This window comes from Phaeobacter sp. BS52 (assembly GCF_045040595.1).
Classification (GTDB): Bacteria; Pseudomonadota; Alphaproteobacteria; order Rhodobacterales; family Rhodobacteraceae; genus Phaeobacter; species Phaeobacter piscinae.
Genome location: NZ_CP090664.1, coordinates 132,024 through 155,355, shown reverse-complemented (window position 1 = coordinate 155,355; position 23,332 = coordinate 132,024). Strand labels below are relative to the sequence as shown.

17 protein-coding genes and 3 pseudogenes are annotated in these 23,332 nt (G+C 61.2%); 11 read left to right on the top strand and 9 right to left on the bottom strand.

The window, feature by feature from the left end:
* Positions 1-2: 2 nt before the first annotated feature.
* The 5 genes from tviB to L0Z65_RS18485 all read right to left on the bottom strand — a co-directional run bounded on the left by tviB (position 3) and on the right by L0Z65_RS18485 (position 5,674).
* On the bottom strand, positions 3-1,274 hold the full coding sequence (gene tviB / locus L0Z65_RS18505) for a Vi polysaccharide biosynthesis UDP-N-acetylglucosamine C-6 dehydrogenase TviB (protein WP_392342220.1): 1,272 nt from the start codon (positions 1,272-1,274) through the stop codon (positions 3-5).
* Between the two features lie 121 nt (positions 1,275-1,395).
* Positions 1,396-2,178 (bottom strand): dimethylarginine dimethylaminohydrolase family protein, encoded by a 783-nt coding sequence (locus L0Z65_RS18500; RefSeq protein ID WP_040182325.1) that lies wholly within the window; start codon positions 2,176-2,178, stop codon positions 1,396-1,398.
* 3 nt (positions 2,179-2,181) lie between these two features.
* Positions 2,182-3,840: a 5-guanidino-2-oxopentanoate decarboxylase gene (locus L0Z65_RS18495; RefSeq protein WP_392342375.1), complete on the bottom strand. Its 1,659-nt coding sequence runs from the start codon at positions 3,838-3,840 to the stop codon at positions 2,182-2,184.
* 2 nt (positions 3,841-3,842) lie between these two features.
* Complete coding sequence (locus L0Z65_RS18490; protein ID WP_392342217.1) at positions 3,843-5,030, bottom strand: pyridoxal phosphate-dependent aminotransferase; 1,188 nt, start codon at positions 5,028-5,030, stop codon at positions 3,843-3,845.
* A complete protein-coding gene (locus tag L0Z65_RS18485; RefSeq protein WP_392342216.1) occupies positions 5,027-5,674 on the bottom strand; it encodes a TetR/AcrR family transcriptional regulator in 648 nt (215 codons plus the stop codon). Before L0Z65_RS18485 ends, L0Z65_RS18490 begins: the two co-directional genes overlap by 4 nt.
* A 104-nt stretch (positions 5,675-5,778) precedes the next feature.
* On the opposite strand from L0Z65_RS18485, the gene L0Z65_RS18480 reads away from it, so the two are divergent.
* The 4 genes and pseudogenes from L0Z65_RS18480 (at position 5,779) to L0Z65_RS18465 (ending at position 8,982) form a co-directional block, all read left to right on the top strand.
* Complete coding sequence (locus tag L0Z65_RS18480) at positions 5,779-6,624, top strand: ABC transporter ATP-binding protein (RefSeq protein WP_241770507.1); 846 nt, start codon at positions 5,779-5,781, stop codon at positions 6,622-6,624.
* A gap of 41 nt (positions 6,625-6,665) precedes the next feature.
* Positions 6,666-7,446, top strand: a pseudogene (locus L0Z65_RS18475) (transporter substrate-binding domain-containing protein).
* A gap of 9 nt (positions 7,447-7,455) precedes the next feature.
* A pseudogene (locus L0Z65_RS18470) lies at positions 7,456-8,209 on the top strand (ABC transporter permease).
* On the top strand, positions 8,206-8,982 hold the full coding sequence (locus L0Z65_RS18465; RefSeq protein WP_392342215.1) for an ABC transporter permease: 777 nt from the start codon (positions 8,206-8,208) through the stop codon (positions 8,980-8,982). Before L0Z65_RS18470 ends, L0Z65_RS18465 begins: the two are co-directional and overlap by 4 nt.
* Positions 8,983-9,061: 79 nt before the next feature.
* Here the strand turns inward: L0Z65_RS18465 and L0Z65_RS18460 are convergent, their stop codons facing one another.
* On the bottom strand, positions 9,062-9,745 hold the full coding sequence (locus L0Z65_RS18460) for a DnaA N-terminal domain-containing protein (protein ID WP_392342374.1): 684 nt from the start codon (positions 9,743-9,745) through the stop codon (positions 9,062-9,064).
* Positions 9,746-10,315: 570 nt separating this feature from the next.
* Here L0Z65_RS18460 and L0Z65_RS18455 point away from each other — a divergent pair.
* The 3 genes and pseudogenes from L0Z65_RS18455 to L0Z65_RS18445 all read left to right on the top strand — a co-directional run bounded on the left by L0Z65_RS18455 (position 10,316) and on the right by L0Z65_RS18445 (position 14,498).
* A complete protein-coding gene (locus L0Z65_RS18455; protein ID WP_392342213.1) occupies positions 10,316-11,620 on the top strand; it encodes an AAA family ATPase in 1,305 nt (434 codons plus the stop codon).
* Positions 11,617-12,760, top strand: a pseudogene (locus L0Z65_RS18450) (ParB/RepB/Spo0J family partition protein). Before L0Z65_RS18455 ends, L0Z65_RS18450 begins: the two are co-directional and overlap by 4 nt.
* A 439-nt stretch (positions 12,761-13,199) precedes the next feature.
* Positions 13,200-14,498 (top strand): family 16 glycosylhydrolase, encoded by a 1,299-nt coding sequence (locus L0Z65_RS18445; protein WP_392342212.1) that lies wholly within the window; start codon positions 13,200-13,202, stop codon positions 14,496-14,498.
* Positions 14,499-14,532: 34 nt separating this feature from the next.
* Here the strand turns inward: L0Z65_RS18445 and L0Z65_RS18440 are convergent, their stop codons facing one another.
* Positions 14,533-15,447 carry a sulfotransferase domain-containing protein gene (locus L0Z65_RS18440; protein ID WP_392342211.1) on the bottom strand — a complete coding sequence of 305 codons (915 nt, stop codon included), beginning with the start codon at positions 15,445-15,447 and terminating at the stop codon, positions 14,533-14,535.
* Positions 15,448-15,631: 184 nt separating this feature from the next.
* Here L0Z65_RS18440 and L0Z65_RS18435 point away from each other — a divergent pair, with 184 nt between their 5' ends.
* The 3 genes from L0Z65_RS18435 to L0Z65_RS18425 are packed head-to-tail and all read left to right on the top strand — an operon-like array spanning position 15,632 to position 19,482.
* Positions 15,632-16,897, top strand: coding sequence for a glycosyltransferase family 2 protein (locus L0Z65_RS18435; protein ID WP_392342209.1), 1,266 nt, complete (start codon positions 15,632-15,634; stop codon positions 16,895-16,897).
* Positions 16,890-18,206, top strand: coding sequence for a glycosyltransferase family 2 protein (locus L0Z65_RS18430; protein ID WP_392342207.1), 1,317 nt, complete (start codon positions 16,890-16,892; stop codon positions 18,204-18,206). Before L0Z65_RS18435 ends, L0Z65_RS18430 begins: the two co-directional genes overlap by 8 nt.
* Entirely contained in the window at positions 18,190-19,482 is a 1,293-nt protein-coding gene (locus L0Z65_RS18425; protein ID WP_392342205.1) for an O-antigen ligase family protein, read from the top strand. Before L0Z65_RS18430 ends, L0Z65_RS18425 begins: the two co-directional genes overlap by 17 nt.
* Here L0Z65_RS18425 and L0Z65_RS18420 read toward each other — a convergent pair whose 3' ends face one another.
* Together L0Z65_RS18420 and L0Z65_RS18415 are read right to left on the bottom strand one after the other, a co-directional pair.
* On the bottom strand, positions 19,483-20,277 hold the full coding sequence (locus tag L0Z65_RS18420) for a hypothetical protein (RefSeq protein ID WP_392342203.1): 795 nt from the start codon (positions 20,275-20,277) through the stop codon (positions 19,483-19,485).
* 7 nt (positions 20,278-20,284) lie between these two features.
* Positions 20,285-22,363 (bottom strand): GumC family protein, encoded by a 2,079-nt coding sequence (locus L0Z65_RS18415; protein WP_405112723.1) that lies wholly within the window; start codon positions 22,361-22,363, stop codon positions 20,285-20,287.
* A 211-nt stretch (positions 22,364-22,574) separates the two neighbouring features.
* Between L0Z65_RS18415 and L0Z65_RS18410 the strand changes: the two genes are divergently transcribed.
* Positions 22,575-23,321, top strand: coding sequence for a glycosyltransferase family 2 protein (locus L0Z65_RS18410; RefSeq protein WP_405112720.1), 747 nt, complete (start codon positions 22,575-22,577; stop codon positions 23,319-23,321).
* Positions 23,322-23,332 lie beyond the last annotated feature (11 nt).

The window sequence follows — 23,332 nt, the reverse complement described above, 5'->3', positions numbered from 1 at the left end:
GCTCAGAGCCGCAGGTCTGACTGATCCGGCCTCAGCACATACTTCAGATCATAGAGCAGCGCATCAGCCCGGCCCAAGGCCCGGATCTGCGCAGCACCCATATCGCGAAACTCCTGATGGGCCACCGCCAGGACCATGCCATCATAACTGCCCGCCTGCGGCTCAGCGACGAGATCCACGCCGTATTCAGCCCGTGCTTCATCAGGGTCGGCGTGGGGATCATGGACATCCACTGTCAGGCCAAATTCCTCAAGACAACGCACGACGTCGATCACCCGTGTATTGCGCAAATCAGGGCAGTTCTCCTTGAAGGTCAGCCCCATCACCAACACCCGTGCATCGGCAACCGCCATCTTGCGTTTCAGCATGGACTTGACCATCTGGCTGGCAACATAGGACCCCATTCCGTCATTCAGACGCCGCCCTGCCAACAGGATTTCGGGGTGATAGCCCAGCTGTTCTGCCTTGTGGGTCAGGTAATAGGGGTCAACGCCGATGCAGTGTCCGCCGACCAAACCCGGTCGAAAATTAAGAAAATTCCACTTCGTCCCCGCCGCGCGCAGTACCGCTTCGGTATCGATATCCATACGGATGAAGATCTTGGCCAGCTCATTGATCAGCGCGATGTTGATATCGCGCTGGCTGTTCTCAATCACTTTGGCGGCCTCGGCCACGCGAATGCTCTCAGCCTTGTGGGTGCCCGCCGTCACAATCTCGCGGTATAGCGCGTCCACCCGATCCGCTGTCTCCGGGGTCGAGCCGGAGGTGACTTTGACGATATCCGGCAGGCGGCGCGTCTTGTCACCGGGATTGATCCGTTCCGGGCTATAGCCCGCATAGAAATCGCGGTTGAAGGTTAGACCGGACAAGTTTTCCAAAACGGGCACGCAATCCTCTTCGGTGGCGCCGGGGTAGACCGTCGATTCATAGATCACCATATCGCCGGGTTTCAGCACTCGCCCAACCGTTTCAGACGCGCGCAGCAGCGGCGTCAGATCCGGTCGGCGGCTGTCGTCGATCGGGGTCGGGACGGTCACAATGAAGATCGTGCAGTCGGCGATCTCCGCCGGGTCAGCGGTCAGTGTCAGATGCTCAGCGCCTGACAGGGTCTCTGCAGTGATTTCACGGGTGCTGTCCTGACCGGCCTGCAACGCGTCAATACGCTCGGCGCTGATATCAAACCCGACCACCGGACGGGATTTGCCAAACTCAACCGCCAGCGGCAGCCCGACATAGCCAAGCCCGATCACGCAAATCCGTTCTGTCCCGCTCATGCCGCTGCCTCAATGGTCTTGGTTCGCCCGATTGCCTTTCATAAGGGGCCTCAGCGCCAAGTTTCAACCATATGCGGGCAGATCCCTCCCGAAACCGGGAGAGATCCACGTTTGGGCTGCTTCAGAAGCGCAGCGACAGGCAGGACATGCCGCCGTCAAGCTTAGCACATTCCGTGTTGCTGATCTGAACGACCTCAAACCCCTCCCGGTCCAGCATCTCTGCCGTGCGTGGGAAATCCGCCGCCATCAGCACCAGATTGTTGTAGCGGATGGCGTTGGCAGCTGCTTCTTCACCCTCAGCCACATGCAGTACCCGGTAGCCCTCAAAACAACCGGACGCATCCAGCCGTTTGGTGGACAAAATGGTCTCACCGTCCATCAACGAACAATCTGTCTTGAAGTGCAGGACACCCTCTGGTGTGAATACTTCGCGCAGGCTGTGCCCCCAGTCGGCGACGATCTCTGCTAGCTCCGCAACGCCCGCCGCATCGGTCCGGGCCGAGCGGCCGACAAGGATTTCGCGCTCCGTGACCAGAATATCGCCTCCTTCGATAAATCCGGGGCCTTTAATCTCGCGCACCTCATCATAGCACTGGCGCAGGGTTGGCGCCATTTCGGCCACCTCTCCCAGTCGCGACGGCGCGCCGGGACGCATCAGCACCGCGCCCTTCGGCAGACAAAGCGCTGTGTCCTCCACAAAAACCGCATCCGGGAAGGCTTCCAGCGGCGGCAGTTCGATCACCTCGGCACCCGTGCTTTTCAGGGCGGCGACATAATCGGCATGGGCCGCCAGCATCTTGTCCAGATCGGGGGTGCCGATGTCCTCCGCGCGCAGCCCATCCGTGATGCTGGAGGCCGGGCGGCGGGTGATGGCGCGGGTGAATTCATAGGTAGGGTTGGTCATATCTCAGTCCTTTGTCGCCAGTGTTGGCAGGAATTTGGGGGTGGTGATTTCGATCATGCGGGGGCCGGTTTCCGTCGCCGCGCTCTTCACTGCGGCGGCAACCTCCTGCGGATCCGCCGAAACCGCACGATGAGAGATCCCGAAGGAGCGTGCCGTTGCTGCAAAATCCGGTGGTGTCGGATCGCAGCCAACCACCGGCACGCCGACATCCTGCATCGACCGGGCAATTTCCTGATAGCCGTGGTTGTTCCAGACGATGAACGTGATCGAGAGCGCCTCATCAACCGCCGTCATGATTTCAGGCAGCGAAAACTGCGCGCCACCATCGCCAGCAATACAGATGACCGGTGTCTCAGGTGCGGCAACGGCCGCACCGATGGCAGCGGGGATTCCATAGCCAAGCGCGCCATAGCCGGTCGCCGCATTGAACCAGCCGCCGGGGCGGTCGTGGTCATAGTAGAGGTTTCCCGCATAGATCGGCTGGGCGGAATCTCCGACGACAATTGCCCCCGGCACCGCCGCGCGCAGCGCGTTCAGCACCGTAACCTGAGCGCGATAACTCTCGCCGATTTCGTCCCAGGCAGCCGTCCGGGTCTGTTCAGCCAATCCGATGCCCCAATCGGTTGGGCTATGCGCATCCGGTTTCCATTCAGAAAGCACAGCCGACAAAACAGCAGCAACATCACATTGGATCGCCAGCTCCGCCCGGTGACGCGCCAGCTGGTCCGCACAAAGGTCGATCCGGATCAACCCAGGCATCTGCGGCATGGTTCCGGTGGCATACATATCGTAATCTGTCGGTCCCAACTCAGTGCCAAGCGCCAACACCAGATCCGCCGCCTCGATCAATTCACGTACCGAGCCGAGGCTGGGGCTGGCAGGCACCGACAAGGGGTGGTCAAACATCACACCGCGCGCGTTAACGGTCTGGACCACGGGCGCGCCCAGATATTCTGCCAGCTGGCGCACTTGATCCGCACAGAACCGCGCGCCGCCCCCGGCCAGGATCACGGGACGTTCCGCTGCGGTCAGGCGCTGCATCAGCGCCGCCAGATCTGCCGGGGATACACGCCCCCTGCCCTGCTCATCAGTTGGGATAGTTTCTTGCGCGCTGTCTTCCTTGGCGGCAATCCCTGCGACATCCAGCGGGATCTGCACATGGGTGGGACCGGGCCGAGACAGCGCAGCGCCCGCAATTGGTGCAAATGCCTGATCCAACGCGGGCGTCAGCTGCTGCGGTGCCGCAACATGCTCCGACCTCAGCGCGACCATCTTCGCAAGCGCATGCTGATCCGGCAACTCATGCAGATGGCCCATTCCTTGCCCCAGAGAGCCGCTCTCGCTCACACCCGACACCACCAGCATCGGCACCGAATCCGCCCGCGCCTGCGCCATTGGGGTCAGCGTGTTGGTCAGCCCCGGCCCCGTGATGACAAAGGCAACGCCAGGCCGACCTGACACCCGTGCATATCCATCCGCCATAAACCCGGCGCCCTGTTCATGGCGCGGCGTGATATGGCGAAGATCAGATTTCCCGAGCCCACGGTAAAGCTCGACCGTATGCACCCCCGGTATGCCAAAGACATGCTGCACACCGCGTGCGGCCAGTTCCTCAACCAACGCCTCACCAACTGTGGGTATTGCGGTTTTGTGATCCCCCATGGTCATGCGACCTCCGCTGATGTGCGGCTGGCATGATCCACGATACGCGTCAGCGCGCGATCAAATGCGTCATCCTCAATCGTGAGTGCCACCCGCACCCAGCCCCGCAAGCTCTCGCCGAAGGATGATCCCGGCATCACGGCAACCCCGGCGCTGTGCAACAGGTCGTGCGCATAGGCGTCACCGTCCAGACCGGTTGCTGCCACATCAATCATGGCAAACATGCCAGCCTCCGGACTGTGCACCCGCAAAGCCGTGTCGCGGTGCAACCGCTCCGCCAGCTTTGCCGCACGCGCTGCGAATCGTCTGCGCATCCCCGCCGCCACGGGCGAGCCTTCGCGCACCGCCTGCTCCGTCATATCCGCGATGAAAGGCTGATTGCCGAACAGCATCGTCTCCGACAGCGGCAGCAACCCGTCACAGAAGGCCGTGCTGGCAATACACCAGCCACTGCGGAACCCCGGCGCCGCATGTGATTTGGAGATCGACGACACCACAATCACCCGCTCGGCAAAGGCCGCGCGCGCCAGCGGTGACACAAATTCCGCCGCGTCAAACACCAGCTGCTCGTAAACCTCATCCGAGATGATCCACAGGTCATGCACTTCCGCCAGCCGTCCAATGGCGTCGAGATCCTCAACCGTCAGAATGGACCCCGTAGGATTGTGCGGTGTGGTCAGCAGAATGGCGCGGCTGCGGGGTGTGATTTTCTCTGCGATATCATCGGCCTGCATCCGAAACCCATGCTCGGGCCGCAACGGCACCGGCACCATGTCGGCGCCACTTGCCCGGATCACGCCTTCATAGGTGGCGTACATGGGATCGCCCACCAACACCTCGTCCCCGTGCTCGGCGACCCCCATCAGGACCGCATAAAGCGCAGTCTGTGTGCCCGGAAAGCACAGCACGTTGTTCGGCCCCAAAGCCCGCCCGGTGCTGGCGCTGTAGCGTGTTGCAAGGGCCTGGCGCAGGTTGGCCTCGCCGCGCCCGTCCGAATAGCCGGTGCGCCCGGCCATCATCGCGGCACCGGCAGTCTGCATCAGCGCCTCAGGTGTGGGCACATCCGGTTCGCCAATGGTCATCTCGATGATATCCGCGCCCGCGGCGAACATCTCGCGCGCGGTCAGATGCACCTCCCACTTGGCCCCGCCAAGCCCCGCCAGCCGCTTGGTCACATCGGTCATTCTCATGGCTGTTCTGCCTTATGCTGCAAGTTCAATCCCAGAATTGCGCCCACGGATTCCAATCCGATCATCGGCAATTCGCCCTCTTCAAACGCCTCCGGCAAGGCACCGCCTTCCATCCAGAGCCCGTCGATCACCGCGTTACAGGCCACCGCCAAATGATGCAGCCGCGCCGCGTCGACGGGGGCTCCCGCCTCGTCCAGCGCGGCAGCGATCAACTCGCCCAGCTTGTCGCGAAAATAGTCATAGGTGCGTTGGTGGATCTGCCGCATCTGCGGATCCTGCTGCACTTTGTTCAAAAACCCGGCCCAAAGCGCCACCGCCGTCGGCTCCACCACCGGTGGCAGCAAAGACGCCTCGACAAACCCGGCCAGACGGGCGCGGGCGGTTCCTTCCATCCCGGCAACCGGGGCAAAGGTCAGATCACTGATGAAGACCATGTGATGCTCATAGGCGGCGGTCATCAGGTCCTCCTTGGAGGAAAAATAATGCCGGATCAGCCCCTGTGTCACATCCGCCCGCTCAGCAATATCGCGCACGGTTGCGCCGCGCACACCTTTCTCGGCCACCAACTCCAAAGTTGCGAGGATCAGCGCCTCTTTCCGCTCCTGTGCGGTTGCGCGCTTAAATTTCCGGCGTTCACCTGACACGGGGCTCTCCAATGTGCTGCGCAGTCACGCTGTCAGTAATTATACACTTGCATAATTACTCCAAGTCGGCCTTACTACAAGCCGAAATATGAGGACATCAGAAAATGCCTGATCCGGCTGCCGCAGACCCTGCCCCGCTTTCGACAGCATCTGCCCCTGCACAGGCGCGTGCTGAGACGCCGGTGGAACCCCACACGCAGGCCGAGGCGATCCGTGTCAGCGATCTGCACAAATCCTTCGGTTCGCTGGAGGTGCTGAAGGGCGTATCCCTCACCGCGAAGCAGGGCGATGTGGTGGCCATCATCGGCGGCAGCGGCTCCGGCAAATCGACCATGCTGCGCTGCATCAACTTTCTGGAGACACCCAATTCGGGCGAAATCGTCATCGCAGGTGAAACCGTGGCGATGCGCCCGGATGGCAGTCCCGCCGACCGCCGCCAGATCGAACGCATTCGCACCCGTCTCGCAATGGTGTTTCAACAGTTCAACCTCTGGACCCACCGCACCCTGTTGGAAAATGTGATCGAAGTGCCGGTTCATGTGCTGAAGATGCCCCGTTCCGAGGCGATCCACCGTGCGCATGAACTCCTGGCCCGCGTGGGCCTCGGCGACAAGGCCGATGCCTTTCCGGCCTTCCTCTCCGGCGGTCAGCAACAGAGGGCCGCCATTGCTCGGGCACTGGCTGTGGATCCCAATGTCATGCTGTTTGACGAACCGACATCGGCGCTTGATCCCGAACTTGTTGGGGAGGTCCTTACCGTGATCCGCGATCTGGCAGCGGAAGGGCGCACCATGCTGCTGGTCACCCATGAGATGAAATTCGCGCGCGAGGTCGCAAACCATGTCGTCTATCTCTTCGAAGGTCGGATCGAAGAGCAAGGCCCCCCGTCTGAGGTCTTTGGCAATCCGAAATCAGAGCGTCTGAAACAGTTTCTCAGTTCGGTCGCCTAACGCATAACAACACGTACAAATAACAAAACAGGGAGACAGTTATGTCTATGATATCAAATCTCAAATCTACAGTCCTTGCTGCCGCGACCGTGGCTGCAACCTGTGCCGTCGCGCAGGCAGAGCCGGTCAAGATTGGTGTGGCCGCAGAACCCTATCCGCCCTTTGCATCACTCGATTCCTCCGGTCAGTGGGTTGGCTGGGAGATTGACGTGATCAATGCAGTCTGCGCCGCGGCTGAGATGGAGTGTGTCATCACTCCTGTGGCCTGGGACGGCATCATTCCTTCCCTCACCGGCCAGCAGATCGACGCCATCATGGCCTCCATGTCGATCACCGAAGAGCGGCTGAAAACCATCGACTTCTCGGATCCCTACTACAACACCCCGGCGGTGATCGTGGCGGATAAGTCGATGGACATCGAACCGACACCGGAATCGCTGGCGGGCAAAGTTGTTGGCATCCAGGCCTCCACCATTCACCAGACCTATGCACAGGAATACTTCAAAGATTCCGAGCTGCGCGTCTATCAGACACAGGATGAGGCCAATCAGGATCTCTTTGCCGGTCGCATCGACGCCACCCAGGCCGACAGCATCGCCATGGCGGACTTTGTCGGCTCCGATGCCGGTGGCTGCTGCGAGATCAAGGGCCCCGTCGCCAATGACGAGGCGATCCTCGGCAAAGGTGTCGGCGCCGAGCGTGCGCAAGGGCGACAGCGATGTTCTGGCGGCGCTCAACAAGGGGATCGCGGCCATCCTGGCCGACGGCACCCATGCCGAGATCACCTCGAAGTATTTCACGACCAGCATCTACTCCGAGTAAGGACATAACGTGACCGGACTCCTCGACCTGTTTGGTCTGGCCGAGAGCGCGCAGCTGTTGTCGCTCTCGCCGCCGGGATGGGGGGGCAACCTGTTGCGGGGCCTCGCCAATTCGCTCCAGATCGCCCTTGGGGCTTTTGGTATGGGGCTGATCATCGGGCTTTTCGGGGCCTACGGAAAACTCTATGGCGGGCCGATCCTTCGCGATCTGCTCGCCATTTACACCACTGTGATCCGTGCCGTGCCTGAACTGGTGCTGATCCTGATCCTTTATTATGTCGGCACCGATCTGATCAACAAAGTCGCTCAGCAGTTTCGGCTACGGTCGGGTGGAAATCAGCGGGATTGTGGCGGGTATCTGGGTCCTCGGCATTGTGCAGGGCGCTTATGCCACTGAGGTGCTGCGCGGCGCCATCAAGGCGGTGCCCCCTGGTCAAATTGAGGCGGCGCGGTCTTACGGGATGCCGCCGTTCATGACCATGCGCCGGGTGACCATCCCCGCTATGATGAGTTTTGCAACACCGGGTCTGGCCAATCTTTGGCTTATTGCCACCAAGGACACCGCCCTGCTGGCCATCGTCGGCTTTGCCGAGCTGACCCTGGAAACCCGACAGGCCGCCAGCAGTACGCGCGCCTATTTCACGTTCTTCCTCGCGGCCGGAGCGCTCTACCTGATGGTAACGCTCTGTTCCGGCTTGATTTTCAGCTGGATCGAACGCTGGGCAAGGCGCGGCCAGCCCTCGCTCCGGGAGGGTCGCCAATGACCGCCTTGAAATCCTTGATGCAACCTCATCGGCTGGTTCTGATGGCCCTGTTCGCTGCCTTGGTGGTCTGGTGTGCGATGTCGTTGCGCTGGGACTGGATCCCGACCTACGCGCCGCTGGCACTGGAAGGGTTGTGGACCACCATCTGGATCCTTGTGGTCACCAGCATCCTTGGCTTTACACTGGCGGTGCCTCTTGGCCTCGCCCAGGCCGTTGGACCGTGGTATCTCTCTACGCCCGCGCGCATTTTCTGTACGGTCATCCGCGGCACGCCGTTGTTGTTGCAGATCTGGCTGCTTTACTATGGGCTGGGCTCGCTGTTTCCACAATTTCCCTGGATCCGCTCCAGCGAGTTGTGGCCTTACCTGCGACAGGCCTGGCCTTATGCCGTTCTGGCGCTCACACTCTCCTACGCCGGTTACGAGGGTGAAGTGATGCGCGGTGCCTTCTCTGGTGTGGCCAAGGGGCAGCTGGAGGCAGCCAAGGCTTACGGGATGCCCCGTCTGACCATGTTCCGCCGGATCTGGCTACCGCAGGCTGTCCGCAACGTTCTGCCTACGCTTGGCGGTGAAACCATCCTGCAGCTGAAGGCAACGCCGCTGGTGGCAACCATCACCGTTCTGGACATCTACGCGGTCTCCTCTCGGGTGCGGTCGGATACGTTCATCGTCTATGAGCCGCTGTTGCTGCTGGCGTTGGTCTATATGGCCATCGCAGGGGTGATCACACTGGCCTTCAAACGATTTGAGGATCGGGTGCCACAGCGCCGCTGAGCCCCCCGCCGTTAACCTCACAACCTCCGAGCCGTCGCTTGGGGGCTGTTTTTCGTCGCGTAGCCTCGTGCCCACATTACTAGGATAGGATCGTCAGCTGATCCACATCCGCGTCGATATCATGACAGGCGGCCAGCAGCCGCTCTTGCAGATTTGCGGTGACATAGTTGCCGTGAAACCGGCTTGGTGCGCGCAGGATCAGCCGCCCCCCTGCCCTGCTCTCCCGGGTGAGTGCTTGTATCCATGCCGAATAGGTGGCCGGGTCTTCCTGATGCAACACCGCCTTCGCCAAGCTCCACTCACTGCCATCACTGATATCTGGCGCCGGTGCCGCTGTTCCTGTCATCAAAGGAACCACGTTCTTCTCAGGCGCGTCGCTGCCACGCATCCGGTGATCAAAATCGGGGCCAACTGCCGCCCAGCACCCGCGAGTGTCCGTCAGGATACACTCCAGATCAAACCCATATTCGGTGACCCGCCCGCGCGCGCCCTGCCGTTTGACCACCAGCCAGCCAAGGGCGCGTAACTTGGCCATCTCCCGCTTCACTGTGCGTTCATCGACGGACCACATCCGGGCAATCTCGCGTTGCCCGACCGCCAGTTCATTGCGTTGCCAATTATAGCGGGCAGTCATCAGGGTCATGAACCGGAGAACCAGACGCTGGGGCCCCTTCTCCAGCGAGAGGGCATAGATCCCCAACGCAGTGAGGATATCATATTTTAACGCCGCGGCCTGTCGCCCGACGGGTTTACTGGCAAGCATGGCTGCCCTCTTGTCTCCATCCATTGTCGGATGGCTGCCTCTGTCGTCTCATGTTTGCCATGAGATCCTGTTGATCTTGGTCGGGGTCATGTGGTGCTGCTTTCAGCGATTATCGGTGAAGCCTGACCCGAACTCAACGTTTTTAAGTTGGTGTACCTGATTTGCGTCCAGAGATGCGATTCTGTCAAGAGCGCTGTTGTTTGCCTCTCGATCCTAATCCCATTTTTGAGTCAAAAATTGGTATTCATGGTATAGGGTGACAACATGGGCGTCCCCTATTAGGACAGAAATGTCCCCCAATATGCAGCGGTGCTCAATATCACGTCCCCCTATATCGGCGAAGGAAACGCCATTTTTCGTCCATCGCGGCACCCACCACCGAATCGCATGCGTCCTGAAAAACAAGGGGTTTGCCTATCTTTCACCGCAGGTAGTCCCCGCGGGGACAGGACGCTCATTCGGACAATAATAGCTTTTGCGTTTTTTGCAAATTCGGCGTAAACGGGTTTTTAGGTAGGAAAAGCGTCCGCTTGATCAATAAGGGCGCACTACAGAGATCGAGGAGCAGAGATGTTTACCCATCAAGACCTGGCAGACATGCAGGCACAATCGCTGAAAATGCAGAGTTGGATCCGACAGCAGACCTTCTCTCCCAAGATGGAAAAGACGCTGCGGCGGTTCTCCAGCTGGGAGGTGGCCGAGCTGATTTTTAAGGTGAACCAGTCCACCCTGCGTGGCCGTCTGGCGGCGGACCCCAGTCTGCCGCAGGGCCATGTCGAGGAAGACGGACGTCAGCGCTGGTATTCGCTGGAGGAGATCAATGAGCTGCGCCGCCGCCTGAAGGTGAACCGCAAGTCGTTGATGCCCGAACGTCCCGCCGGAAAGCGGGCGTTGCGGGTGGCGATCTCCAACTTCAAAGGGGGCGCTGGCAAATCGACGGTAGCGCTGCATTTCGCCCATGCCGCCGCCTTGGACGGGTACCGTGTGCTCTGTGTTGATTTTGATCCGCAGGCCACGCTCTCCCATTCCATGGGGCTGAGTGATGTGACGGAGGATTATACAGTCTGGGGCATCATGGCGCGCGATCTGGTGCGTGAGACTGAGCGCATGAACGCCAGCACCCGCGGCGCGGAGTCCGGGGCTGCCCTGCCCGAACGCCGGCTGCCGGAGGCCATCACCGGCATGGGGCTTCAGGATCTGCGGATCAGCGACTTTGTCAAACCCACCAGCTGGCCCACGATTGATGTGATCCCCAGCTGCGCCAATGCCGCCTTTGTGGAATTTGCCTCTGCCCAGTACCGGCACCTCAATCCTGAGTGGTCCTTTTTTGCGGCGGTGTCGCGCTACCTGGATCAGCTGCCGTCAGAAGATTATGATATGATGATCTTCGATTGCCCGCCCGCGATTGGCTATCAGTCAATGAATGCGGTTTTTGCGGCAGACATGCTCTATATCCCGTCGGATCCTGGTTACTGGGAATATGACTCCACGACCTCCTTCATCGGTCAGCTCTCCGAGGCGCTGGAGGATCTCTCTGCGTTCAATGGCGTTGTCCCCGCGGGGACGTTCAGCCTGCCGAAGGTGTTTCAGGAGGTGCGCTTCCTGCTGACGCGCTATGAATCCGGCAATGATCTGCACCGGGCAATGCGCGACGCATTTGTGAAGGTGTTTGGCGACAGAATGACGGAGCACCCGATCGAGATGACCCGCGCGGTGGAGCAATCCGGGCGCTTCCTCAGCTCGATCTATGAGATCGACTATCGGGATATGACGCGGGAAACCTGGCGGCGGGCGCGCGCCTCGTTTGATCAGGCTTATATGGAATTCAAGGATAATGCCCTGACCGCATGGGCCCAGTTGGAGGATGAGGCATGAGCAAGCGCAGAATGTTCGACATCGATTTTCCGTCGGAGCCAACAGTTGCAAAACCGGAGGCCCCCTCCCCTGCCGCCTCGGAGTCGCACCCGGCAACCGGCGCGCCGGAAACCAAATCTGCCTTCCGCTCAGGCGAGGCGCGGCGCGGGCCGATGGCCACTGCGATCAGCGAAAACGCTGATGCGTTGCGGACGCGGGCTGAGGTGGAACAGAATATCCGCGCCGAGAATGATCGGCTGGCGCATGAGTTTGTGCGGCTCAAGACGCTTGGCCTTGTGGTCGACCGGATCCCGCTGGATCAGATTTCCACCAGCAAGCTGATCCGCGACCGTGCGGTCAATCGGGATCCTGATCTGCAGGAGTTGAAGGAGTTCTATTCGTGATCTCGGCCTTTCCAATCCGATCCGGGTTGAGGAAGACGGCGATGGGTATCAGCTGGTTCAGGGATTTCGCCGCCTGTCAGCCTATCGCGCGCTTTATGAGGAGACTGGGGATGAGCAGTTCAGGCTGATCCCGGCAGGCCTGGTTGCGCGGGGAGAGACACTTCAGGGTCTCTACCGCCGGATGGTGGATGAAAACCTCGTGCGGCGGGACATTTCTTTTGCGGAGATGGCACAGTTGGCGCTGTCTTATTCGCAAGATCCGGAGACCGGTTCAGACACTGTAGAAGAGTCTGTTGCGCTGCTTTATGCCTCGGCAGGGAGACAGAAGCGGAGCTATATTCGTCACTTCGCGGAGCTGCTGGAGCTGATTGGCGCAGAGTTGTCTTTTGCCGAAGCCATCCCGCGGGCGCTGGGGCTGGATCTGAAAAAACACCTCGTGGAAACCCCATCCGCCTTGCCTGCGCTCAAACAGCGCCTGCGCGAGCGGAGCTTCTCAAGCGCCGAGGAAGAACTGTCGCTGCTGCGCCAAGCGTTGAAGACACCGCCCTCCGACGTAACGGAAGCCACCACCAGCCAGCGGGCTGGCATGGCCAAAACGACGCTGCGCTGCACTGTCCCTGCGGGGACAGTGCGCTGTCTTGCGCGGGATGGCCGCATCGAAATGGCGATGGAGCGTGATTTCTCAGCGGTTGATCAGCGCCGCCTAGAGACTGCGATCAGTGCGTTTTTCGACGCTTTGGATGGTGAGAATAGTTAGGTCCACTTATTGGTAGAAGCTGCGCCCAGATAAGCGCGGAACAGAGGCTGTCCCAAGGGGGCAGCCTTTTTTCTTTTCAAGCCGTTAAGATCTGAATACATATTAACCATACCCGTTTCGCTGCCGATACGGGTCAATCATGCTGAGTGTCCCCACTGGGACAGAGAGGTCGCGATACGGGTGCCGCCGGATTATCACCGGTGGTGCATCGGGGGGATGCGCTGTGTCGGGACTACCGGGCTGTCTATTGGGCGGCCCCGCTGCGCTGTGCAATTCGACTAAAAAGCAACCCTCTAAAACTGTTCTTGAGTTTGCGTTAAACTGTATGAATGGGGCATTAATGCGCGATAATTAAGGCACAATCCTGCCATCGTTCGCCCCGAGAACCAAACCCAAGGCAACGCCGCTACACGCGGCACGAAGGTTTGGAGTGATCGATATGGCATCAACCGATAGCGCGCAGGCAGACATGACCCCAACGGTGGATCTTCGGGTTCCGGGTCAGGTCCGCGATGACGACGACTGGCTGGTGTCGACCTGGAACGCAGGGCAATCCCGGGACACCAAGTGGTCGCAGGACAACGTGCATATCAATGCCGAGGGCGCGGTTGAGCTGCATCTGACATCTGAGAATGGCGCGGATGAGCGGACCTTCACCGGTGGGGAAATGCAATCCGAGGCCGCCCATGAGACCGGCACCTGGAGCTGGACAGCGCAGGCGCCGCAGATGCAGGACGGTACGGTTTTTGGCATGTTTCTCTATCAGGAGGACTATCGCAATGACCGTTGGCTGGAGTTTGATTTCGAATTTGTCGGCGCCAACACCCGTCAGGTTCAACTGAGCATTCATATGGAAGCAGAGGATGGTAGCCGCGTGCGTCTCGCGGACGGCCCTGCGGGGCCACTGGTTGTCGACCTTGGGTTTGACGCGGCGGCGGGGCTGCACACCTACGAGATTGAGCTGACAGGTACAGGCGCGATTTTCCGGGTGGATGGCAAGGTTCTTGCCGATCTGAGCGGTGCCGACATGCCGGGCGGGCTGTGGTACTCCGGCGCGGTCAAGAGCTTTGCGGACCTCTGGGCGGTGTCGGAAAATCAGGCGGCATGGGCTGGGACGCCAGACCCGGACGCACCGCCCTTGGTTGCCGTGATTACCGATGTGTCCCTGCCGGGACAGGAGCGGTACGGTGCGCCCAACTTCGCAACCGAGCAGGAGGGGACCGATCAGGCAGAGGATCTGTTTGGCGGCGATGGCGCCGACCTGATCCATGGCGGCGCCGGGGCGGATCAACTGGTCGGCAACAGCGGTGCAGATCATCTCTATGGGGATAAAGGCCGTGATATTCTGCGCGGCAAAGGGGGCGATGATTTCCTATTTGGGGGGCGTGGCAAGGATCGTTTGGCCGGTGGCGGTGGAGAGGACGTGTTGGATGGCGGTATCGGTCGCGATCAGCTGCGGGGCGGGGGTGGTGCTGATACCTTCATCTTCAGCCAGGGCGGCCCTGCCGATCGGGTCAATGATTTCACCCTGTCCCACGGGGACACTCTGGATCTGACCCGGTTCGACCTTGATGGCGCAGAACAACTGCGCTGGCTGGATGGGGAACGCGGCCGTGGGACACGCGACCTTTTGCAAGTCGAAGGGGAAGATGGCTGGATCAATGTTGCGGTGATTGATGACAGGGGAGAGGCGCTGACGCTGGATCTGCTTATTGCGCAGGACGCTATTCTGTTCTGATCAAGACATAATGGACAGATCTGTACATTGCTCTTTAGCGTTGCAAGGCTTGCCAGCTTTCCCAGGGCAGGCTGTCACGTTTCAACAGTGCTGGGAGCTGACGCAGGTCGTCTGCGAAATAGGTCCGCAGCGCTGCGATGTCGCTGTCCCGGAGGGGCGGCACCACATCCCGCATATTCTGGCTATTGGCGCGCAGCAGAGCCGACACCGGGCCGGTGGACTTCAGCCGTGCCAGACCATCCTCAAGCCCCGCCTTGCGCAGTTGATCCCCCCCCGCACGAAGCGCGCGGCGCAGGGTCGGCAGGCGGGGGCGGTCACTCTCGTTCCGGCGTTCGTGCAGCACCGGTGAGACATGGCTGTCGTCCAGCCCGGCAAAGCGATAGACCTTCTGCGCGGCGGCAACCGGATCCGCGCTGATCTCCTCTGCCAGCATCACCAAGACACGGTCGTGGCCAAGGGCGGTCAGCCAGCGACCCAGATGACGGCTGTAGAGACCCTGCTCCAGGTAGGCCGGATTGTTGGCCAGCCCCTCATGAAAGGGGAGGGGAGGGATGTGGCCCTTGATCACCTCATGCAGGTGATTGGAATAGGCACGGGCCACCGGGTCACGCAGCAGGCAGACCACCTTGATCTCGGGATCGAAAGCGTTCAGCCGGTCGGGGCAGCGTGGGTCGTAGAAATAGGAGGGCGAGGCCTCGAACCTGACGGGCTTGTCGGCGCCATGGGCGAAATGGCTACGATACCACTGATAGCCACGATCAAAATAGGCGCTGAAGAAATCCAGTTCCTTCGGGTTCGACACGGCGGCGTCCGGGTGGGCGCCAAGGGCGGCGTGGATGAAGGTAGAGGCACATTTTTGCGCGCCGATCCCCACCAAGGTTGGACCGATCCGCGAATCTCCCGCATTTGTCTGGTGGTCGCGCTGAGGTGCTGCGGGTGTGGCGGTCATGGCGGATCTTTCCGAAGGGGCGGCAGTTGCGCTTTGGCGTCTCTTGGCCGCCAGTCTTAGCAGTTTGAGGACACCGTGCCACGGGAAATGCCCGCCGAACCATGATCCGGGCAGGTCTGCCTTCGGATCTGGTCTCGTTGCGGCGCGGCGTGTTAGACATGTTCGGGGCAGAATGGGCAGGCTAATGCAGGAACCGGCGGGGCAGGGGCGGTTGATTTCGATCATCATGGCCAATCATCAGGGCGCGCGCTACCTGCGTCCTGCGCTGGCGTCTGTGCTGGCGCAAACGCACGAGGACTGGGAGTTGATCGTTGCGGATGATGGCTCCAGCGATGGATCGGTTGAAATCCTGCAAGACGCCGCTGCGCAGGACGACCGCGTGCGGGTGCTGCTGTGGGAGACCTCAAGCGGCCCGGCCGCTGCGCGTAATCGGGCACTGGCTGCTGCGCGCGGGGGATGGGTGGCCATCTGCGATTCCGACGACATCATGCACCCGGACCGGCTGCGGCGCCTTCTGTTGGCGGCTGAGAGGTTGGGCGCCGATGCGGTGGCCGATGATATGATCCATTTTGCAACCGAGCCGATGGATGCGCCGCGCAGCGTTTTTGGAGCGGGGTCGCAGGACCTGCCGCGCCAGATCAGCCCGGCGGATATGCTGCGGGTGCCTGAGCCGGGGGAGGCTGGCGCGCAGCTGGGCTACATCAAGCCGTTGATCCGACGCGAGACGCTGGGGGCGCTGCACTATGATGAAACGCTGACGATTGGTGAGGATCAGGACCTCTATCTGCGGCTGTTGCTGCACGGTGGACGTCTGTGGCTGCTGCCAGAGGCGCTTTACCTGTACCGGCGGCATCCGCAGTCCTTGTCCCATCGTTCCAGTCGGGCGCATGTTGAGGCGTCGCTTGCGGCGTTGGAGGGTTTGAGTGATCGGTTGCAGTTCGATCAACACACTGAAATGAAAAGTATTTTAAACCACCGGCGGCGGGTTTTGCAGCGGCGGTTGTCCTTTGAAACGCTGGCAGAGGACCTGAGGCAACGTCGTTTGGCGCCTGCTGCGACACAGTTGTTGCGGGATCCGTCTCTGGTCTCGCAATTGGCGCGGGTGGCCTTGGCCAAGGCACGCGGTCGCAAGTCCGGCCGAAAGGTTGAGGGGGCATCTGACGCATCGGCGGAGGTGGTGCATCTGATCGGACCTGATGGGGCTGACACTACGCTGATGGGGGAGGGTGCGGGCACGCGGATCGCGGTCCCGATGCCGGAGGAAGATGGCAGCCACAGCGTGCTTTGGGCTGATTTGTGCCATCGCGCATCACGGGGCGCGCTGACACTGACCTATGGCGACGCTGCGGGAGTGTCGGCGGCCTGGCGGGTTCCTGCGGCGGTGCATATCCGCGCGCGTGGCCCTGTGGTGTCAGATCTCCCGCCACCCAAGGGTCAGCGTGATGGCTGACCGGCGGCCGCAGGTTTCAGTGATCATGGCCAGCCGCAATGCTGCGGCGCATCTGCCCTTGGCTATTGGGGCGGTATTGGCGCAGACGCTGACAGATCTGGAGTTGATTATTGTCGATGACGCCTCGGAGGATGACAGCTGGACGCTGATCTGCGCGGCAGCGGCCACCGACCCGCGGATCCGGGCGCGGCGGCGGTCAGATAGTGGCGGCCCGGCCATCGCCCGCAATGATGCGCTGGCGCTGACGCGGGGGGACTGGATTGCCATCTGCGACAGTGATGACAGCCAGCACCCGCGACGGCTGGAAATGATGCTACACGCGGCGCAGGATCTGGCGGCGGATGTGGTCGCTGACGATATGATCCTGTTTTCTGAGCAGCCAATGGCGCGGGGTGCGACGATATTGGGTCAGCACGCCCCGAAAGTGGCCCGGATGCTCAATCTGAAAGATCTGGTGCTGAGTGGCGTAGATCCTGAAGGTATCAGCCATATCGGGTATCTCAAGCCCTTGATCAGGCGACGTTTTCTGAGCGAGTTGCGCTATGATCCACGGCTACGGATTGGAGAGGATCACGACCTCTACCTGCGGCTGGTGCTGGCGGGCGCGAAGATGTGGGTGCTGCCAATGGCGGCCTATCTCTATCGTCGCCATGCGGCCTCAACCTCCTATCGCAATGTGCCGGGGGATCTGGCGGCGCAGATTGATGTGCTGGACGATCTGGCGGCGCAGGCGGGCAACGAGGATCTGGCGACATTGGCGCATGTCCGTCGACGCGCGTTGGTGCGGCGTCATGCGCAGTTGGAGCTGGCATGGGACGTGCGGGCCGGTCACCTGATGCGGGCGCTGAGGCACGTTGTGATGCGCCCTGATCACCTGCCTTGGCTGGCATCGGTGCTGCACAACCGGATGGGGTTGAAAATGCAGGCTGCTGCCTCGCGCCTGTGGCGACGGCCACAGTGTTGGCGCCTTGGGCGCAGCAGCAATGGGGCAGGGGATCTGACATTGCCAATTGATGCGGACGGCGCACTGGATCTCAGCACCGCTGCGGCACCGGTCTGGGCGCGGATGTGTTGTGAGGCCTCCCGCAGGCCGGTGGAGGCCAAGGCGACAGATGCGCTGGGACAATCGGCGCTCTGGATGGTGCCGACCGTCCGGGCACTGGCACCAGAGGCGTCCGATGTTGCCAATGGGACGCGGGCGCAGTGCTCCGCATGTGCTATGGCTGGATTGGCAGACCGGGAGCGGGTAGCGGTGGAAAGCAGCGGACATCAACAGCACAGCGCAGGACGAGATGACACTGACGGTTGAGCCTCATCAGGGCCCCCAGCGGCAGTCCGGGCCGGTCTCGGCATCTGTGCTGCGGCGCGGGGCAGGGCGTTTGTGGGTGACGCGGGGCCATCTGCATATGGCCTATCTGATCCTTGCGGCCATGTCTGGCACCGGGGTGGTCTATCGGCTGGGGTTTCAATCGCCGGGCTGGATGGCGCTCTATGCGCTGACGATCCTGTGGTACCTGCGCGACTGGCGGCAGAGTGCCGCGATCCTGTGGCAGGCCTGGCCGGTGCTGATGCCCTGTGTCATCGCCATGGCTTCCACCCTGTGGAGCGTCAACCCGCCGGTCACCGCCTATCGCAGTTTTCAGCTGACGATGACCACACTGATCGCGGTGCGCATTGCCTCCGCCATCCCAGCCCATCACACGATGATTGTGGTCAGCCTGACCTCGGCCGTCGGGGTGGCCTTGTCCTATCTGAACTCCATCGTGACGTTTCTGTCGCCAGCGTTTCATCCCAATGGGGCGTTGAAGGGCATCTATATGCACAAAAATTCCCTCGCCAAGGCGACAGTGAATGCGGCGCATGGGCTGGTGACCCTGGGGTTTTATTGGCGGCTGTCTATATTGGGCATGCTTGCGGCAGCGCTGATGATCCCGGTGCTGGGCATGGCACAATCAGCTGGTGCTTATGTGACCTTTGCCATCTTGGCGATCTATGTGCCGGTGCTGTGGATCCGCTGCTGGGGCGGGACAGCGCGGCGGGTGGCGCTGCTGTTTTCGCTGATGGTGCTGTTTCTGGTGCCCCTTGCGATTTATATCTCAGGCATTGACGCGCTGGGGCTGCTGCTGGAGCGTTTGGGCAAGGACAGCACCCTGACCGGGCGCACGGTGATCTGGGCCTTTGGGCTGGAGGAAATCGCCAAAGCGCCGATTGGGGGCGTTGGGTTTGGGGCTTTCTGGTCGGTGCCGTCTTATGCGCGGCTCTATATTGAGGCCTACGTCGACGAGGGGCTTTACTGGTTCCACAACAGCTATATTGAGCTGATGGTCGGCAATGGTCTGTTGGGGGCGGTGACTTTCTTCGGTTTGTTGATCGCGGTCGTGATCCGCTGTTTCCGCTGGTATCTGCAGGATGGTAGCGTGACCTCCGGGTATTACCTGTTTTACGTGCTGATCAACCTGGTCGCGGCGCTGTCGGACAACGTGATTTATAACGAACATTCGATCCGGCATATGCTGATCGCCATGGCTTGGATCTATGCCGGGCGGGCGCTGGGGCGCTGGCGGGATGTGCCGTCCCGGATCTGATCAGGGACGGGAGTCTGCGCCAGTTGGGGCGTCGTGGGGTGCCTCATCAAGCGGCAGGCCCATCGCCGCCTCAAGTGCCGGATCAAGCTGAGCCCTGATCCAGGCACGGTCATCCGGTGTGATCAGGTGGCCCGGCGTTTTTGGTTTCACATCGCGATTGGACCATGACCAGCCATAGTGCCCCTGCGGGACCTCCAGCCGCGTGTTACGGGGCACCGGGCTTTCGGCGGCGATACGGGAAATGATCTCTTCGGGGTTTTGGCTGATGGCCGCGTGGGTGGTGTAGAGCACGCGCGCGCCGCGCTGTGGCAGGGACAGGAGTGCCTCGGCCTTGGCCCGCCGCAAGGCCAGCAGATTGGCAAAAGGCGCGCCGGTGATCGGATGCAGATCCTGATTGAGTGGCTGGCCCTTGCAGGGGCTGGTCTTTGGTAGATCGAACCATGCAGGCACGTCGATTTCGCTGCGCCATTCGGCGCGGATGAACTCCGAGAAGGAGAGATCGCGCAGCTCAGGCACGCTGTGCCACGGTTTGCCGTACATGCTTTCGAGCCATTGGAACGGATCACGGAAGATCACCACATAGAGCACATTGGCAGGCAGCGCGATGAGGTTGGGGAACGCGTGTTTCCACATGTCATAGCGTGGGTGCGCGGCCGCAAAATTCTGCTGGATCAGCTGGTCAAGGAAATTGGTGCCGGAACAGCGTTCTCCCAGAACCTGATAGTTCAGGACCGGTTGGCCAAGGCCGCGGCGACTGGCCATGCGGGCCTTGCGGAGAAGGGCGGCGAACTGCATCCAGCCCTTACCCGTGATAATAGCGGTCGCGGGACCGTTTGGTCGCCCCGTAGAGCGGTTTTGCGGCGGCTTTCACCTTGGTCAGGACGATACCATCGGGGCTACGTCCGCCCTGTTCCAGCGCGCGCAGCGCATCGATAAAGACCGCCTGTCGGGTGGTGTTCCACTGCGCCAGAAGGATCAACAGATCCGCGTGCTGGCCGATGATCCGCGCATCAGGAACCACAGAAATCGGCGGGGTGTCGAAGATGATGATATCCCAGTGGCTGCGGGCGACTGACAGCAGCTCGGTCAGGCCGCCTTGGCTGAGCAGATCTGCCGCACTGCCGGAGACGCTGCCAGCAGGCAGGATATCAGCCTGTCCCAGCACACCCGGCAACACGGCTTCTGCCAAGTCACAGCGCCCGGACAGCACATCAAACAACCCCGGTTTGCTGTTGCCATCCGCCAATGGGTCCGAGAGGTAATGACGGCGCAGGTCGCCGTCGACCAGCAGCACGGATTTGCCGATCTGCGCCATATTATGCGCCATCGCAGCGGACAACGTGGATTTGCCGTCGCCGCTCTCGGCGGAGGTGAAGACGACCACTTGCGGCGGGACATCGCCCCGCGCCATCAGCAGCGTGGTGCGCAGATTGCGGATGGCCTCGCCATCGCGGGTCTGAGGGCCAAGCGCGCTGGCTTGTTCGGGGCGGATTTTCTGTGAAAACTGATCCAGCACGGCGATCACTGGAACCGATGTAAGCCCTGCGATCTGCGCTGCGGAATGCAGACGCGCGCGGGAGAGTTGCAGGACCACCACCAGCACCGTGCCGAGAAACCCGCCGAGAAAGACTGACAAAATCAGAATTTGGCCCTTGTTCGGCAGGGCAGGGCGGTCAGGGGGAAACGCGCGGGAGATCACCCGGCTGTCGGCCCGCTGCAGGCCGATTTGCATCGAGGTTTCACGCAGCCGGTTCTGAAAATTCTCAAACAATAGGCGACTTGCTTCGGCGTCGCGTTCGGCCTGCACCACCTCGGTCAGGGCATCACTCTGGGTGGCGATTGTGATCTCCAGATCGGCCATGGACCGGCGGATCGCCTGCTCCTTGGCTTCGGCCTCTCGCAGGTCACGGGTGAGTTGTGCCAGAACGCTCCGCCAGCCGTCCTGCGGATTATCCGCCCGCGCCAGAATGGCACCATAGCCATTGCGCCGGGCCGCCAAACGCTGGTCCTCCACTGTCTGCAAAGTGGTGAATTCAGCCTGTCGGGCCTGTTGCTCTGCTACCTCTGCGGCCCGTTCAGCGAGGGCGCTGCGGAGCGATATCAGGCGGTTTTCCAGACCGATCAGCTGCGCCGGGCTGGTGACGTCGGCCTGCGCACGAATATCGGCGACCCGGCGCTCATTCGCCTCCAGCTGGCTGCGCAGTTCCGTCACCCGCTCCGCCAGCCAACCGGTGGCCTGTTCGGTGACATTCAGTTTCACCGCCACCTGATTTTCGACATAGGTATCGGCAAAGGCATTGGCGATATCCGCCGCCTTGAAGGGGTTCTCGCTCAGCACCCAGATTGAAAAGATATAGGTGTCCGGGATGTTGACGACCCGCGTATTGGCCAGAAGTGTCTGGATGACTTTCTCACGGACGAAGGCAGGATCGGGGGTAAGCGTGGTATCATAGACCTGCATCCCGAGGATGCGTTTGATCATGTCCTTGAGCGCTTGCACCGGATTGAAGCCCGGATCGCGCAGCATCATGTTGAATTCCGGGTCAGAGATCAGATTGAGCCGATCAACAACCTGTCCGGCCAGCTCACGCCCACCAAGGATATGGACTTCGGTACGGATCACCTCATCCGTGGCGGAGAGGCTGCTGACCACGCTTTCGATATCCACCACTTTCTCATCGCGGGTGTCGAGCACCAGCTGCACCTCAGCCCCATACAGCGGGGTTGCGACGATATAGGCGCGCCAGATGCCAACGATCAGACCGATCAGCACACAGGCCGCGATGACCCAGCGACCGCGCCAGATGATTGCAAAAATGGCGCCGAGATCGAGCACCTCCTGACCGTCATCGGCGGCAAAGGACGTCTTAGGCGTGGACACGTTGGTTGACCCCATCGTTATTGGTTTGCCCACGGCCGTCCCTGCGCTGCGCGACGCCGCAGAGGTGGCAAGTAGGTGGCAGGTCCAAGTTCATTAGACTGCGCGCAAAAATCAATCTGTCGCAGCATAATCAGATCCGCTAGACAGGTCCATAACACGGAATGGAACAAACACCATGGGCAGCAGCGGGCAGAACGGCAAAGAGGGCGCCATGAGCGCCAGCACTGTGTCTGCGCCGGAGGATGCGCGTATTCTGCTTGTGATCCCAACCTTGAATGAAGCAAAGGCCATTCTGCCCTGTTTTGAAAGCCTGCTGCGTGACCCACTGCTGCGCGATCCTGCACGCGCCACTTTGGTGGTGGCGGATGGCGGCAGTACCGATGGGACACAGGACATCGTTCGGCGCTACGCTGAGACCAGCCCGATCAGGATACATCTGCTGCATAATCCCGACCGGATCCAATCGGCGGGGATCAATAGCGCGGTGGCAGAGCATGGCGATGGCTTTGACCTGCTGCTGCGGTGTGATGCCCATGCGATCTACCCGGCGGATTATGCGACCGCTTTGCTTGCGGCATTTCGGTCTGCGGAGGATGCGGTGTCGGTTGTGGTCGCAATGGATTCCCAAGGGACCAGCAGCTTTGGCAGGGCGGCGGCCTGGGTGGTGGATACGCCGCTCGGGTCCGGCGGGGCAGCCCATCGTGGTGGGCGGGCCTCAGCCTATGTTGACCATGGCCATCACGCGCTGATGGATCTGACCTGGTTTCGCAAGGTGGGCGGGTATGATGCCGCCTTCAGCCAAAATGAGGATGCGGAGCTGGACTGGCGATTGCGCGCTGCAGGCGGTCGGATCTGGCTGGCCGACGATGTGCGGCTTGGCTATATGATGCGCAGCACGCCCGCAGCCCTGTGGCGTCAATATCAGAATTACGGTGCTGAAGCCGCGCGGCGACGCTGATCAAGCATCGG

Excerpts from the sequence above, each read along its gene's own strand:
- tviB (WP_392342220.1), bottom strand. The coding sequence starts at position 1,274 with ATGAGCGGGACAGAACGGATTTGCGTGATCGGGCTTGGCTATGTCGGG.
- L0Z65_RS18500 (WP_040182325.1), bottom strand. The coding sequence starts at position 2,178 with ATGACCAACCCTACCTATGAATTCACCCGCGCCATCACCCGCCGCCCG.
- L0Z65_RS18495 (WP_392342375.1), bottom strand. The coding sequence starts at position 3,840 with ATGGGGGATCACAAAACCGCAATACCCACAGTTGGTGAGGCGTTGGTT.
- L0Z65_RS18490 (WP_392342217.1), bottom strand. The coding sequence starts at position 5,030 with ATGAGAATGACCGATGTGACCAAGCGGCTGGCGGGGCTTGGCGGGGCC.
- L0Z65_RS18480 (WP_241770507.1), top strand. The coding sequence starts at position 5,779 with ATGCCTGATCCGGCTGCCGCAGACCCTGCCCCGCTTTCGACAGCATCT.
- L0Z65_RS18465 (WP_392342215.1), top strand. The coding sequence starts at position 8,206 with ATGACCGCCTTGAAATCCTTGATGCAACCTCATCGGCTGGTTCTGATG.
- L0Z65_RS18460 (WP_392342374.1), bottom strand. The coding sequence starts at position 9,745 with ATGCTTGCCAGTAAACCCGTCGGGCGACAGGCCGCGGCGTTAAAATAT.
- L0Z65_RS18455 (WP_392342213.1), top strand. The coding sequence starts at position 10,316 with ATGTTTACCCATCAAGACCTGGCAGACATGCAGGCACAATCGCTGAAA.
- L0Z65_RS18445 (WP_392342212.1), top strand. The coding sequence starts at position 13,200 with ATGGCATCAACCGATAGCGCGCAGGCAGACATGACCCCAACGGTGGAT.
- L0Z65_RS18440 (WP_392342211.1), bottom strand. The coding sequence starts at position 15,447 with ATGACCGCCACACCCGCAGCACCTCAGCGCGACCACCAGACAAATGCG.
- L0Z65_RS18435 (WP_392342209.1), top strand. The coding sequence starts at position 15,632 with ATGCAGGAACCGGCGGGGCAGGGGCGGTTGATTTCGATCATCATGGCC.
- L0Z65_RS18430 (WP_392342207.1), top strand. The coding sequence starts at position 16,890 with ATGGCTGACCGGCGGCCGCAGGTTTCAGTGATCATGGCCAGCCGCAAT.
- L0Z65_RS18425 (WP_392342205.1), top strand. The coding sequence starts at position 18,190 with ATGACACTGACGGTTGAGCCTCATCAGGGCCCCCAGCGGCAGTCCGGG.
- L0Z65_RS18420 (WP_392342203.1), bottom strand. The coding sequence starts at position 20,277 with ATGCAGTTCGCCGCCCTTCTCCGCAAGGCCCGCATGGCCAGTCGCCGC.
- L0Z65_RS18410 (WP_405112720.1), top strand. The coding sequence starts at position 22,575 with ATGAGCGCCAGCACTGTGTCTGCGCCGGAGGATGCGCGTATTCTGCTT.